Here is a 13,259-nt window from a genome sequence, read left to right as displayed (position 1 = left end):
TGAAATACCAACGGACCACTGTTCATGATCAATACCTTACCTCTGCTGAATTACATTAAAAGTAACCATGACATTAAAGCCATCAATCAATGGCGTAGTGATGTCGAAAATCAGCTACAGGAGAGTTTTGAAAATGGACAGTCGATTCGGGATATTATTCTGGCACGTTCCAATCTGATTGATGAAGCACTGCAATTTCTCTGGAAATATGCCGAACTGGATCAAACCGATTTGGCCCTGTTTGCTGTCGGAGGTTATGGTCGCCGTGAAATGCTGCCTTATTCTGATGTCGACCTCATGATCCTGTCAGAAGACGAGATTAGTCCAGAGCAGGAACAGCTGATTTCTACCTTCATTTCATTACTCTGGGATGTCGGTAATTTCAAACCGGGGATCAGCGTGCGTACCATCAATGATTGTGTCAGTCAGGCCAGTAGTGATCTCACCGTTGCCACTACGCTAATCGAAGCACGCCTGATTATTGGCAATGAGAACCTGTGCAAATGGCCACGGCGCATCGTGTCACGCACCTGGACCGATAAAACCTTCTTTGATGCCAAAATGGATGAGCAGCATAAACGCTATGCTCAGCACAACAATACCGAAAGCAATCTGGAACCGGATATTAAAAATGCACCGGGCGGTATCCGCGACATCAACCAGATCGGCTGGATTGCCAAACGACATTTCCGCGTCAACCGGATTTATGATCTGGTACATCTGGGTTTTATTTCTGAATTTGAACTGGGCGTGCTCGAAGAAGCTGAAAGTTTTCTCTGGGAAATTCGCCATCATCTGCACCGCCTGACCAAGCGCGATGAAAACCGCTTATTGTTTGATTATCAGCGTGATATTGCGGCTAAATTCGGCTATGTGCGTGATGAGGCGCATCATCCGAACTATCCAATTGAACAGTTTATGAAGCGCTATTATCGCAGCGCACAGCAAGTCTCTACACTCAATGAAATGCTGCTGGCCTACTTCAATGAATCTGTGATTACCCCACGTTTACCGCAATATGAACGCCAGATTGAGGAAATTAATGAAAATTTCAAACTGGTCGATGGCAAGTTAGCAGTTCAGCATCACAAGATTTTCTCGGAAAATCCAAGCGCGATTCTGGAAATTTTCTACCTGTTGGCCAATCGTCCTGAAATTCAGGGCATTCGTGCGCGTACCTTACGCCTGCTGACCTTGGCAGGAAAACGCATTGATCAGGATTTTCGTGATAATCCGGTGCATCAGGCGCTGTTTATGGCGATTATCCGCTCACCGCATCGACTCTACGACACCCTGGTGACGATGAAGCGTTATGGCGTACTGGGTAATTACATCCCGGCCTTTGGGCAAATTCTGGGCCTGATGCAATATGACCTGTTCCATATCTATACGGTCGATGCACATACCTTATTGTTGCTACGCAATTTAAATCGCTTTAAAGCACCTGAATTTGCCAAGGAATTTCCTGTGGTCAGTTCAGTGTTCCAGCGCCTGACCCGTCGTGACATTGTATATCTGGCAGCTCTTTTTCATGATATTGCCAAAGGTCGTGGCGGTGATCATAGTGAGCTTGGAGCAGCCGATGCCATTAAATTCTGCCGTAGCCATGGCTTTACCGAACGCGAAAGTAATCTGGTGGCCTGGCTGATCCAGAATCATCTGGTGATGTCTGTGACTGCGCAGAAAAAAGATATTTCCGACCCGGATGTGGTCAAAGAATTCGCAGAAAAAATGGGCGATATGGAGCATCTGGACTATCTGTATACCCTGACAGTTGCGGATATCAATGCCACCAATCCCAAGCTCTGGAATACCTGGCGCGCATCCTTGATGCGTCAGCTCTATACGCAGGCGCGTGATGTGATCCGTTCTGGTCTCGGCCGTCCGGTCGATTATCAGATGCTGATTGAAGACACCAAGTTTGAAGCCAGTGAACGTCTGGTCGAGCATTTCTCGCTCTATGATGTTGAAAAAGTCTGGCAGGAACTGGGTGATGATTATTTCCTGAAAGAAACCGCGGATGAAATTGCCTGGCATACCCGCGCCATTTTACAACATGGCGATAATCCTGCGCCTTTGGTGCTGATGCGGGCGCATCGAAAATATGCTCAGGATGCGGTACAGATCTTTATTTATACTCAGGATAAACCGAACCTGTTTGCGACCACAGTTGCCATTCTGGATCGTATGAATCTGGATGTTCAAGATGCGCGGATTATTACCGCGACCAAAGCTTTTAGTCTGGATACCTATGTGGTGCTGGATCGCTTTGGTACCTTACTCACCGACCCTGAACGGGAAGCCACCGTCATTGAAGCCCTGAAAGACGCTTTGAGCCATTCAGATGAATATCCGGGTCTGATGCAACGCCGCATTCCGCGTCAACTCCGTCATTTCGATATTGAAAATACAGTCGATATTACGATGAATGCGGCTCTGGATCAGAATATGGTCGAAATTGCGACTCTGGATCATCCTGGTTTACTTGCCAAAATTGGCGGTTTATTTATGATGCAAGGGCTGGATATCCACTCTGCCAAAATTGCCACACTTGGCGAACGTGCTGAAGATATTTTCTTTGTCACCAAAAAAAATGGCATCCCGATGAGCCCGACTGAGTCTCAAGAATTTGCAGCTGCACTCAAAGCTGCCCTGGATGAGGCTTCACATCAGGTCAGCGGTCAACACTAACACTCTGCTCGGTAACATATTTCATGAACTCTAGCTTGTCTTTATTGCACCCTTATCCCTTTGAAAAGTTAAATCGGCTTTTTACGGATATCCAGCCTGCAAATATGCCATTAATTCCCCTGTCGATTGGCGAACCAAAGCATCCTGCACCGGAGTTTGTGAAACAGGCGATTATTGATAACTTTAAACATTTATCGACTTATCCCAACAGTAAAGGTCTGCCCGAACTACGTGAAAGTATTGCCAACTGGTTAAGCCGCCGCTTTAAGCTGAATAGCATCAGTGCAGACAGCAATATCCTGCCCGTTTCCGGTACACGTGAAGCAATTTTCTCTTTTGTACAAGCCTTGGTGAACCGAGAAGAGGCACCTTATGTGGTGATGCCGAACCCGTTCTACCAGATTTATGAAGGTGCGACGCTGCTCGCAGGTGCCAAACCTTATTTCATCAACTGTACTGAGGAAAATAATTACCTCGGTGACTTTGATGCCGTTCCGGCAGAAGTCTGGGAAAAAACCGCATTATTATTTGTCTGCACGCCGGGCAATCCAACGGGTGCGGTGCTGTCTAAAGAACAGTTTAAAAAGCTGATTGCGCTGTCAGATCAATACAACTTTGTCATTGCTTCAGATGAATGCTATTCGGAATTGTGGTTTGATCAGGCACCTGTAGGTTTACTGGAAGTTTGTGCTGAAATCGGCCGGGATGACTATAAAAACTGCGTGGTGTTCCATTCACTGTCTAAACGCTCTAACCTTCCGGGTATGCGTTCAGGTTTTGTTGCCGGTGATGCCAGCCTGTTAAAACCTTATTTGCAATATCGTACTTACCACGGCGCAGCGATGCCGGTACAACATCAACTGGCTTCAATCGCTGCCTGGGATGATGAAGCGCATGTGGAAGAAAACCGGGTGCAATACCGTGCCAAGTTTGATTTATTTCAACAGGAACTCGGACATTTATTGCCACTCAAAAAACCGGATGCAGGTTTCTATTACTGGTTAAAAGTTGACAATGATGAAGCCTTTGCTAAACGCCTGATGGAAGAAGCACATATTAAAGTACTTCCGGGTCGTTATTTATCCCGCGATACTGAACAGGGTAATCCGGGTGAAAATCATGTACGTCTAGCACTTGTGGCCGATCTGGCGCAATGTGAAGAAGTCATTCAACGCCTGAAAGCCATTCTCTAAGTTTTAATCAAAACTAAAAAACCCACTGGTTTAAAGTGGGTTTTTTACTTGAAATCAGATGAGTTCTATTTTTATCTCATACTGAGAAAATAACACAGAGTCTTACAACACTTTTGCAATTTCATCTTCAAGCTCTTCAGGCTTGGTGGTCGGAGCAAAACGGTTCAATACCTTGCCATCACGGCCGATCAGGAATTTGGTAAAATTCCATTTAATTCCATTGCCTAAAATACCTTTGGAATTATTGGTTAAATAGCGAAAAATGGCGTGCGCTTCAGGGCCTTTGACATCCACCTTGGAAAACATCGGGAAAGATACCCCGTAATTCTTCTGGCAAAATTCACCAATCTGTTCATTGGAACCCGGATCTTGACCACCAAACTGATTGCATGGAAATCCCAAAATTTCCAGACCTTGATCTTTATATTTTTCGTAAAGTTTTTCTAATCCTGAAAACTGTGGGGTAAAACCACACTTACTCGCTGTATTGACGATCAAAAGTACCTTGCCTTCGTAATCTGCAAGTGGCTTGCTTTTACCATCTAACAATTCAGCTTCAAACTGATAAATGCTGGTCATGGATAGGTTTCCTCATCATTTTTTTCTTGTGTTTCTAAGTCCAAAGAAGCCGAGTTGACACAATAACGTAAGCCCGTCGGCTCTGGACCATCCGGGAAAACATGCCCTAAATGTGCGTCACAATGATGACAAACAATCTCAGTTCTGACCATTCCGTGTGAAGTATCAGGTAATTCTTCTACCACCGAACTGCTGACGGGACGGTAGAAACTTGGCCAGCCACAGCCGCTGTCATACTTGGTCTCAGACGAGAACAGTGGCGTGCCGCAGCAACGGCATACATAGGTGCCATCTTGCTTGGTATTCCAGTATTTTCCAGTAAATGCCGGCTCGGTTCCCTTCTCGCGCGTAATGCGAAACTCCTCAGGTGATAACTCTCTTTGCCATTCCCGGTCTGATTTATTGAGTTTTCCCATGATCACATACCTTTTTATCTTGCTATTTAAAATAGGATAATCCTATATTTACGTGATTCATTTTAAAAATTCTAGTCTTTATTCAACATTTTACAAAAGACATATAATGCCTAAAAAAGCAAAAAGAAAGCAAATATAAAAATAAAAGTAAGCAATTTTTACATTAAATGTTTTTTAGTGAGCAAATTTAATGGTATTCTTAGCTCTAAATTTGCTCAGGATTAAAAAATGTCGCAAAAAAAGAGCGTAATTTTTAAAAATCTGCTGCCTGTGATCAAACAATATCAGCAGCTTGGATTTACGCATGAAAAAATTGTTGCACTACTTCGAGATGAACATGATCTCGATCTAGTCACAACTGAGACATTTAAAAGTTATTTATATCGTTATGCAAAAGTGACCTCCACTCCTTCCGAGAACATCAAAATGCCGAACACTTTCCAAACCCCTCGCGAGATCAAGAAATCATCTAAGCTCGAGCATGTGTGCTACGACATTCGCGGACCTGTGTTACGAGCGGCCATCGAGATGGAAGAAGCCGGTCACAAAATTATCAAATTAAATATTGGTAATCCTGCTCCATTCGGTTTTGAAGCGCCGCAAGAAATTATCAACGATGTGGCTTTAAACCTGCCGAATGCGATTGGCTACACGGATTCCAAAGGGATTTTCCCGGCGCGTAAGGCGATCTGTCAGTATTATCAGCAAAAAGGCATTCTGGATATGCACGTCAATGACGTTTATATCGGTAATGGTGTGTCTGAACTGATTGTCATGGCCATGCAGGGCCTATTGGATGATGGCGATGAAATGCTGATTCCAATGCCGGATTATCCGCTTTGGACTGCGGCAGTCAATCTGTCTGGCGGTACGGCGATTCATTATAAATGTGATGAAGAAAATCACTGGTATCCCGACATTGTCGATATGGAAAGTAAAATCACGCCAAATACCCGTGGTATTGTGATTATTAATCCAAACAACCCGACCGGTTCGGTTTATCCGCGTCATGTCTTGCAACAGATCGTGGACTTGGCCAAGAAGTATGACCTGATTTTATTTGCTGACGAAATCTATGACAAAATCATCTATGACGGTATCGAGCATGTCGCTGTAGCTGCCTTGGCAGGTGATCAGATTTGTGTATCATTTAACGGTTTATCAAAGGCTTATCGTATTGCTGGCTTCCGTTCTGGCTGGATGGCCATTACCGGCAATAAAACACGTGCAGCAGACTATATCGAAGGTCTGGACATGCTGGCATCTATGCGCCTGTGTGCCAACCATCAGGCGCAATATGCAATTCAGACTGCACTGGGCGGCTATCAGTCCATTAATGACCTGATTCGTCCGGGTGGCCGTTTGTATGAACAGCGTAATATTGCCTGGGAAATGCTGAACGAGATTCCTGGGGTGTCCTGTGTCAAGCCTGAGGGTGCGATGTACTGCTTCCCGAAACTGGATCCGAACGTTTATCCAATTCAGGACGATGAAAAGCTGATGCTGGACTTGTTACGTGCCGAGAAAGTACTTCTGGTTCAAGGTACAGGCTTTAACTGGCCGACACCGGATCATTTTCGTGTGGTGTTCCTGCCGGCTGAAAATGAACTGCGTGAAGCCCTTACCCGTGTTGGCCGTTTCCTGGCCAAGATGCGTTAACTCCTGAAATAGACAACATAAAAAAAACCGCATTTCTGAATGCGGTTTTTTTATTTCTCTCCATATTCAAAGTTTCGACTTATAACATTTTAAAAAGTACAAAGACTTCCTGAAGCACAAATTCCTGCACTCAACGGTTTCTTATCAAGTGATTTCTCCTTAATCACGAAGATTCATGTTATTTTTTAACCAAATATAAAACTTTATGAGCACACGGATGTCCTCACACACAATTAAACTCAGCCTGTTTCTCTGCCTTAGTATGTGCTTGGGGATTGGCATTCTTCGTTTCTCTTATACTGCGCTGTTACCCGGCACACGAGAAGCCTTTGGCTGGAGTACAGATTTTGCCGGGCTTTTGGGCAGTGCCAATTTACTGGGCTATTTAATCGGTGCCTATACCGCCATGCGTCTGCCTCAAGACCGCAGTATGAGCAGGTATATTCAAATTTCAGCTTTTGCCGGTATGTTCAGTCTGATGTGCTGTGCATTTTCTGGTTTCTCTGAAGTTTGGTATATCGTCTGGCGCGTGATTTCAGGAATCAGCGGCGGGCTGATGATGATCTTATCGCCGAGTGTAGTCGCGCAGTGCTGTGAGCTTCAGGATCGTCTTAAAATCAACTTTATCGGTTTTAGCGGAATCGGATTAGGTGTATTAATTGCAACCCTGTTTCTGCCTTATCTGGATCAGATTTCCATACAGACTGCCTGGCTGATCTTATGTGGCTTTGCCCTGCTCATTTGTCTATGTTTAAGTGGACTTATCCAAAAATTTAAGCCTTATTTGTCCGTACAAGCACCTTCGACTACCTCCAAGATATCTTTGAATAGCGTCTTTTATAGCTTACTGGCTGTCTACGCGTGTAGCGCCTTTGCCTATATACCGCATTCGCTCTTCTGGATTGATTATTTAAGCCAGCAGTTGGAATTGAGCTTGTTCTGGATTAACTTCAACTGGATTCTTTATGGATTTGGTAGTGCTTTAGGTGCCTTCAGTGCTTATGCACTGGCCAGAAAATTCGGTAACTTTGCTGCCCTGAAAATTCTTTATAGTCTTTATATTGTGGCTATTTTTATTGCGACTCTAGAGGGCCAAGCATTGCTCACGTTGAGCTCTTCCTTTTTGACCGGCATGCTAAACCCTGCTGTGGTCTTCCTGACCTCTTATACCATTTTGCAACTGTATGGGCTGGCGTATAAAAAACTCTGGAGCATTGCCACCTTGTGTTTCGCCTCTGTTCAGCTGATTGGCGGACTCAGTTTTAGTGCGCTGCAATATTTTGGCTTGAGCTATCATCAACAGTTCATATTAGCTGCATTTGTTCTTTTATTAGGAACATTACAATTATTCTGGTGTACCCGTCCTGCCAGATTCACTCCTGAAACACAACCCCATCCAGTTTCTGCTCAAGGAGAAGGCACGAAATAAGGATATGGATTGGTCGCCCCTTGCCCGCTCAGATAAATCCCGTAATGTAGATGTGGCGGAGTATTTTTGGCATTTCCAGTATTGCCGACATAGGCAATCACTTCGCCCGCTTCCACCCAGTCGCCTTCCTGAATATGCTCAGCATAATCATTCAGATGCGCATAGTAATGCTGACTCATATCAGGCCCTGTCACCCAGATAACTTTCCCACCCAGATTATTGGTGCCAATTTTACGTACAATCCCTTGGGTGGCACTTAAGACAGGTGTGCCACGTCGAGCAAAAATATCTGTCCCTTCATGTTTACGGCCTGCACTGCGCGCGGCTCCCCACGTATCATTAATTTGACGGACTGTAATACCTTCGACCGGAATCTGTAACGGTGCTTCTAATTGAGTCTTTTTCAGTTGCCAATAAAGATAAGGACTTTTCCATCCTGCTGCTTCACCTGAAGGTGGTGGCTGACAGGCGGTCAAGACAAAGCATACAGATAAAATTAAGCTTAAAATCCGAAAAAATTTCACCAATATTATTCGCATTTATTTTAGAAAGATGGTTTTTATCTTAAGCAGAACAGCACAATTTAAAGTCGTAATCTTGTAATTTTTTGAATGATATTTTTATAAAATCAATGATATAACAACGCCCTTATTTAAGGGCGTTGTTATGGAAGGTAGCTAGGAATTACTTACGTTTTTTTGCACGGGAGGGTTTCGCTGGTTGTTGCTGTTGCTGTTGTTGCTCTTCAGTCTGAGCGCTGTCCTGCTTGTCCTTTTGTTGGACCTGCTTATGTTTCGCTTTAGATTTGGCCATATTATGTACTCCTTCGGAGAAACGTCTCTATCACTGGAAGTTCCATTGATCACTCTAACGTTTTTGGAAAATATGCCAATCATCGAGCTGTATCCAAATGCGTCAATGTAATAATAGGTTGGCTAAGTGATTCAACTCAGAACAAATCCTGTTCTGGCTCACTACAATCTTTACGCAAAGTTGCAGCTTGATACTCATTTTAACTTTTGGGCGTTTATCAATCAGAATTTAAGAAAATTTAATCCCCCTGAGAAACCTGCGATTAATATAGGTTTTAATTAGGATAATCAGGCTTTAATGAGTTAAGTATATCTGCAATAGTAGGATGATCAAATTCAAAAAAAGCTCGCAGTCTTGCGCTTGACCTCCAGCGCAAGACTGCGTGAATATTCGCTCTTTGGCTATTTTTATAGCTAAAAGCTTCTTTATGATCAGGTCAGGACTTCTTTCTAATAGTTTATTTTTAACGCACAATTTAGTTCAAGGCGATTCTAATCATGTCCATTTTTTCTCTTTGATTAACTTGATAACCTTTTTTACTTCTGACAGATTCGATATCTATCTGATCCAAGCATTTGAGGGCTTACTACTCTATGCTTTTAAACTGCAACATCTACCACAGCCTGCATTGTTGGTGTAATATCAGCACCAATTTCATTCCCTTTGATACATGGGACAATTGGATTATTTGCTAGGTTGAGGGACAGGTTTGCATTAACGGTAATTTGGCACCATCTGTAGGTACTACGATCTTTTGATATTCTATTCTTCATATTTTTCCGAATGCTACTGACAAACCTAAAAATAATTGCCAATTAGGCAATACTTTCAACTGTTCTTAACGCATAATATTCTAATCCAGATTCGTTGTTTTTGAGATTTATACGGGAAATAACCAAATTTCCCTTTAAAATAAGCCTCTACATTTTTTAAGTTTATGTAATTATAGAAGTTATTTACTATGAAAATCGTCATTTTAAACAAACCCTATGACGTCCTCTCCCAATTCCGCCCAGATGAAAAACACCCAACCATGGCTGATTTCATCGACGATAAAGATTTACGTCTTGCTGGTCGTCTGGACATGGACTCAGAAGGTCTGGTTTTTTTAACAGATCACGGTGGTCTAAACCAGTACATCACCAATCCTGCCAATAAAAAGTTTAAAACCTATATGGTGCAGGTTGATGGTGATGTCACCGAAGAAGCACTTGAGCAGCTTCGTAAAGGTGTGGAACTTAAAGATGGCATGACCCTTCCAGCCAAAGCTGAAAAAGTATCTGAACCGGAATGGTTGTGGGAGCGTAATCCTCCTGTACGTTTCCGTGCATCTGTCCCAACGTCTTGGGTTGAGATTTCAATTTGTGAAGGCCGTAACCGTCAGGTTCGTCGTATGACCTCTGCAGTGGGCTTCCCTACACTGCGTTTAATCCGTACTAAAATTGGTGATATTGACCTTGTACGTATGGATATTAAACCGGGTGAAACCAAAGAAATTGAACCTTTACTTTATCCAGATTTCCAGAATGTTCCTGCTGAAGAGCCATACCGTTCACGTTCTTATGTGAAAAAACCGGGTGGTACGGGTGGTAAGCCAATGGTTCGCAAGAACAAAGATGGTTCAGTGAAAAAGTCAGGTACCAAACGTATCTGGCAAATGGACGAAAGCGAAAAGCCGAAACGTCGTACCAATGGTACAACTCGTCCAAATACCAAAGCACCTCGTGGTCGCGGACGCGGTCGTGGTTAAAACCCAGTCTGCTCATCAGGTAGGGACAGGCTAAAGATCACGCCAGACGGTGTATTTTCTACAGTTGTCTGCCCCTGATGGAGCTGCATGATCGACTGTACAATGGCAAGGCCCAGACCACCCGTCTGGGCTTTTTCGTGCCGGCTGTCATCGATCTGATAAAAACGCTCAAATAAATGCGGATGGTGCTGCTCTGCAATCCAGACTTCTGGCGTCAACACTGATATTTTAATCCTGTGGTTGAGTCGCTGTGCAGACACAATAATCTCACTCCCAGGCTGACCATAAGTAATGGCATTGCTGATCAGATTGGCGACTGCGCGCTGTAACAATACGGTGCTGGCTGTCAGACTTAAATCTGGCGGAACATCCACTTTTAAATGCATCTGCTTCTCTTCGGCCAGAAAGCTGAAGTACTCAAGCAATTCTTGCAGCATGTCATTTAGATTGAAATGCTGTTTTTCAATCGCATATCCGCCATGTTCTACCCGGGCGATAAACAGCATACTTTCAATCATCTGGCTCAGGCGTTCGTATTCTTCCAAGTTGGAATAGAGCAGATTTTCCAGTTCAGCAGGTTCGCGCGACCGCGATAACAGAATCTGTGTCTGCCCGATTAAATTGTTTAATGGGGTGCGAAGTTCGTGTGAAATATCCTCAGAAAAACGTGCCAGCTGCTGATACGCAGCCTGAATATTAGCGAGCATATCGTTCATGGCCTGACGCAGCTCTTGAACCTCAAGCGTATTACTCTGAACATCGATGTGCTGATTGGGCTGCTGAATATTGACCTGTGCTGTAGCCAGCATCAACTGGCGCATGGACTTGAGAATATAGCGTCCTGCCAGCCAGGCCATCAAGGTCGAGAGCAGTATGCCAAGCAGACTATAGAGCACCAGTTTTGATAAATAGTTTGCCAGTATCCTTTGTCCCTCTGCCAGCTGCTTGCCAGCCACCAGCTGATAACTGCGACCATCAAACTGCACCTGTTTAAAAGCCAGTCGTGTCGAAGGCTGTTCAGCCTGATTATTCTGAAACTGTAAGGCAGAGGTATAGTGCAATGCCGGAATATGAATCTGCAAAGGATTGATTTCAATCAAGCGATTATTCTGATGTTGCAGCAGCAGTAGATTATCTTCTTGCCCCAGCATGTTTTCATATAATTTGGGATGCTGAACCAAAAGCTCGAAACTCTGGGCATCTTCAAGAAATATTTCAATTCGGGAAATACGTGCAGCCAGTGCCTGATCCTGCTGAGCCTGAATCATCTGTTGCATATTTTGATAAGACAGTAACGCCACACTCAAAAAAACCACGCAGGACACCAATGCAAACGCAATACTCAAGCGTGTTGCCAGCGGTAATAAGATAGGATTGTTCATGGGTATTCATCAAGTTTATAACCCATACCGCGTACGGTATGAATCAGTTTTGGCGTGTAATGATCATCAATTTTGCTCCGCAGCCTGCGAATGGCCACATCCACCACATTGGTATCGGTATTAAAATTGATATTCCAGACCATGGAGGCAATCTGGCTCCGGGTCATCACCTGCCCCTGATGCTCCATCAACAGTTGCAACAGCGCAAATTCTTTCTGGCTTAATTCGATCTTTTGTTCATTACGATATACTTCATGCTTTAGGCGGTTCAATACCAGACCTGCAACCTGATAGGCCTCCTGCTCCAGTCGCGGCACACGGCGCAACAGACTTTTGATCCGGGCCAGTAACTCAATATAGGAAAAAGGTTTGGTCAGATAATCATCGGCGCCAAGCTCCAGGCCTTTCACCCGATCCAGCACATGATCGCGTGCAGTGAGCATCAATACCGGAATCTGGCTAAAAGTTCGCAAGGTTTTCAGCACCTGCCAGCCGTCCAGATCTGGCAGCATTACATCCAGCAGTACCAGATCAAATGACTGTTGCTGCAAACAGGCCAATGCCAACACGCCATTTTCAGCAATGGCCGTGCTATAACCTGACTCACTCAGTCCTTTTGCCAGATATTCAGCAATCTTGACTTCATCTTCTACAATTAAAATATGCATGTCAGTAGTTTAGCTGTTTTTAGCTATGCCTAGATTACAAATTGGTAATCTGATTGTCATGCTGCACTGGCGTATTTCTTTCTACAATAGCAACAGTATTCAATTGCATGAATGACAAGTATGAAAAATTCAATCGCCAAAACAACCCTAGCCTTGTTCAGCAGCTCATTACTACTCAGCTCACTGGCACATGCAGAATTAAAAACAGCACCAGTCATGTCGCTAGAAGCAGCAAAGCTTATGGCCAGCAATGTCATGTTGGCCTGCCAGAAACAGGCCAAGCCCGCAGCAGTCGTGGTTCTGGATCAGGGTGGTAATCTGCTGGCTAGTCAACGCCATGAATCTGTCGGCATTCACAACCTGATCGCAGCAGAACGCAAGGCCTTTACCGCGTATTCAACGAAAACCAGTACGCTGGATTTTATGCGCAATGCCCAGAACAATCCGGACGCACAGAACCTGAATAGTTTGCCTGAACTGCTGTTACTGGGCGGCGGTGTACCTGTTATGTACCAGAATCATATTTTAGGTGCTGTAGGTGTTGCGGGTGCAGGCGGTTCGGAACAGGATCATCAATGTGCCAATAGCGGCATTCAAAGCACTTTAAAACAGCTTTAATCTATTTAAATAAGTCTTATTGGTTTCTTTTATTCAATATTACTTCATCCATCTACTGAGG

At 44.1% G+C, this 13,259-nt stretch carries 12 protein-coding genes and 1 pseudogene; 6 read left to right on the top strand and 7 right to left on the bottom strand.

Translation table 11 applies throughout. The features are described 5' to 3' along the window. Positions 1-24 precede the first annotated feature (24 nt). Positions 25-2,691, top strand: a complete 2,667-nt coding sequence (glnD, locus tag FTU95_RS05295) for a [protein-PII] uridylyltransferase (RefSeq protein ID WP_005097404.1) — start codon at positions 25-27, stop codon at positions 2,689-2,691. A gap of 23 nt (positions 2,692-2,714) precedes the next feature. Then, entirely contained in the window at positions 2,715-3,884 is a 1,170-nt protein-coding gene (dapC, locus tag FTU95_RS05290; protein WP_180077769.1) for a succinyldiaminopimelate transaminase, read from the top strand. Positions 3,885-3,986: 102 nt separating this feature from the next. Here the strand turns inward: dapC and FTU95_RS05285 are convergent, their stop codons facing one another. Both FTU95_RS05285 and msrB read right to left on the bottom strand, forming a co-directional pair. After that, positions 3,987-4,463: a glutathione peroxidase gene (locus tag FTU95_RS05285; RefSeq protein WP_100328997.1), complete on the bottom strand. Its 477-nt coding sequence runs from the start codon at positions 4,461-4,463 to the stop codon at positions 3,987-3,989. Continuing rightward, on the bottom strand, positions 4,460-4,879 hold the full coding sequence (gene msrB / locus FTU95_RS05280; protein WP_004645533.1) for a peptide-methionine (R)-S-oxide reductase MsrB: 420 nt from the start codon (positions 4,877-4,879) through the stop codon (positions 4,460-4,462). The genes FTU95_RS05285 and msrB overlap by 4 nt, the downstream gene beginning before the upstream one ends. A 228-nt stretch (positions 4,880-5,107) precedes the next feature. On the opposite strand from msrB, the gene FTU95_RS05275 reads away from it, so the two are divergent. Together FTU95_RS05275 and FTU95_RS05270 are read left to right on the top strand one after the other, a co-directional pair. Further along, complete coding sequence (locus FTU95_RS05275) at positions 5,108-6,538, top strand: pyridoxal phosphate-dependent aminotransferase (RefSeq protein ID WP_100328998.1); 1,431 nt, start codon at positions 5,108-5,110, stop codon at positions 6,536-6,538. Between the two features lie 217 nt (positions 6,539-6,755). Beyond that, positions 6,756-7,967 carry a YbfB/YjiJ family MFS transporter gene (locus tag FTU95_RS05270; RefSeq protein ID WP_180040829.1) on the top strand — a complete coding sequence of 404 codons (1,212 nt, stop codon included), beginning with the start codon at positions 6,756-6,758 and terminating at the stop codon, positions 7,965-7,967. Here FTU95_RS05270 and FTU95_RS05265 read toward each other — a convergent pair. From FTU95_RS05265 to FTU95_RS15010, 3 genes and pseudogenes are all read right to left on the bottom strand, one after another. Continuing rightward, positions 7,946-8,506: a M23 family metallopeptidase gene (locus FTU95_RS05265; RefSeq protein ID WP_074383288.1), complete on the bottom strand. Its 561-nt coding sequence runs from the start codon at positions 8,504-8,506 to the stop codon at positions 7,946-7,948. The genes FTU95_RS05270 and FTU95_RS05265 overlap by 22 nt on opposite strands. A 145-nt stretch (positions 8,507-8,651) precedes the next feature. Beyond that, positions 8,652-8,780 carry a hypothetical protein gene (locus tag FTU95_RS15015; protein WP_005097413.1) on the bottom strand — a complete coding sequence of 43 codons (129 nt, stop codon included), beginning with the start codon at positions 8,778-8,780 and terminating at the stop codon, positions 8,652-8,654. Positions 8,781-9,382: 602 nt separating this feature from the next. Next, positions 9,383-9,546, bottom strand: a pseudogene (locus FTU95_RS15010) (NADP-dependent isocitrate dehydrogenase); the annotation flags it as partial. Positions 9,547-9,741: 195 nt separating this feature from the next. Here FTU95_RS15010 and FTU95_RS05260 point away from each other — a divergent pair. Further along, positions 9,742-10,530, top strand: a complete 789-nt coding sequence (locus FTU95_RS05260) for an rRNA large subunit pseudouridine synthase E (RefSeq protein WP_180038733.1) — start codon at positions 9,742-9,744, stop codon at positions 10,528-10,530. Here the strand turns inward: FTU95_RS05260 and FTU95_RS05255 are convergent. Beyond that, a complete protein-coding gene (locus tag FTU95_RS05255) occupies positions 10,527-11,912 on the bottom strand; it encodes a heavy metal sensor histidine kinase (protein ID WP_180001306.1) in 1,386 nt (461 codons plus the stop codon). The two genes, FTU95_RS05260 and FTU95_RS05255, sit on opposite strands and share 4 nt — an antisense overlap. Further along, entirely contained in the window at positions 11,909-12,580 is a 672-nt protein-coding gene (locus tag FTU95_RS05250; RefSeq protein ID WP_005097421.1) for a heavy metal response regulator transcription factor, read from the bottom strand. The genes FTU95_RS05255 and FTU95_RS05250 overlap by 4 nt, the downstream gene beginning before the upstream one ends. A 120-nt stretch (positions 12,581-12,700) precedes the next feature. Between FTU95_RS05250 and FTU95_RS05245 the strand changes: the two genes are divergently transcribed. Next, the gene (locus tag FTU95_RS05245) at positions 12,701-13,198 is read left to right on the top strand and encodes a heme-binding protein (protein WP_100355845.1); all 498 of its coding nucleotides are present in this window, start codon (positions 12,701-12,703) and stop codon (positions 13,196-13,198) included. Positions 13,199-13,259 lie beyond the last annotated feature (61 nt).

It is taken from the genome of Acinetobacter sp. YH12208, from assembly GCF_013418055.1.
Lineage (GTDB): Bacteria > Pseudomonadota > Gammaproteobacteria > Pseudomonadales > Moraxellaceae > Acinetobacter > Acinetobacter pseudolwoffii.
Note: the sequence above shows the minus strand (reverse complement) of the source record. Positions and strands in the feature narration are given on the sequence as shown.

Excerpts from the sequence above, each read along its gene's own strand:
- FTU95_RS05250 (WP_005097421.1), bottom strand. The coding sequence starts at position 12,580 with ATGCATATTTTAATTGTAGAAGATGAAGTCAAGATTGCTGAATATCTG.
- FTU95_RS05265 (WP_074383288.1), bottom strand. The coding sequence starts at position 8,506 with ATGCGAATAATATTGGTGAAATTTTTTCGGATTTTAAGCTTAATTTTA.
- FTU95_RS05255 (WP_180001306.1), bottom strand. The coding sequence starts at position 11,912 with ATGAACAATCCTATCTTATTACCGCTGGCAACACGCTTGAGTATTGCG.
- dapC (WP_180077769.1), top strand. The coding sequence starts at position 2,715 with ATGAACTCTAGCTTGTCTTTATTGCACCCTTATCCCTTTGAAAAGTTA.
- glnD (WP_005097404.1), top strand. The coding sequence starts at position 25 with ATGATCAATACCTTACCTCTGCTGAATTACATTAAAAGTAACCATGAC.
- FTU95_RS15015 (WP_005097413.1), bottom strand. The coding sequence starts at position 8,780 with ATGGCCAAATCTAAAGCGAAACATAAGCAGGTCCAACAAAAGGACAAG.
- FTU95_RS05285 (WP_100328997.1), bottom strand. The coding sequence starts at position 4,463 with ATGACCAGCATTTATCAGTTTGAAGCTGAATTGTTAGATGGTAAAAGC.
- FTU95_RS05245 (WP_100355845.1), top strand. The coding sequence starts at position 12,701 with ATGAAAAATTCAATCGCCAAAACAACCCTAGCCTTGTTCAGCAGCTCA.
- msrB (WP_004645533.1), bottom strand. The coding sequence starts at position 4,879 with ATGGGAAAACTCAATAAATCAGACCGGGAATGGCAAAGAGAGTTATCA.
- FTU95_RS05260 (WP_180038733.1), top strand. The coding sequence starts at position 9,742 with ATGAAAATCGTCATTTTAAACAAACCCTATGACGTCCTCTCCCAATTC.
- FTU95_RS05270 (WP_180040829.1), top strand. The coding sequence starts at position 6,756 with ATGTCCTCACACACAATTAAACTCAGCCTGTTTCTCTGCCTTAGTATG.
- FTU95_RS05275 (WP_100328998.1), top strand. The coding sequence starts at position 5,108 with ATGTCGCAAAAAAAGAGCGTAATTTTTAAAAATCTGCTGCCTGTGATC.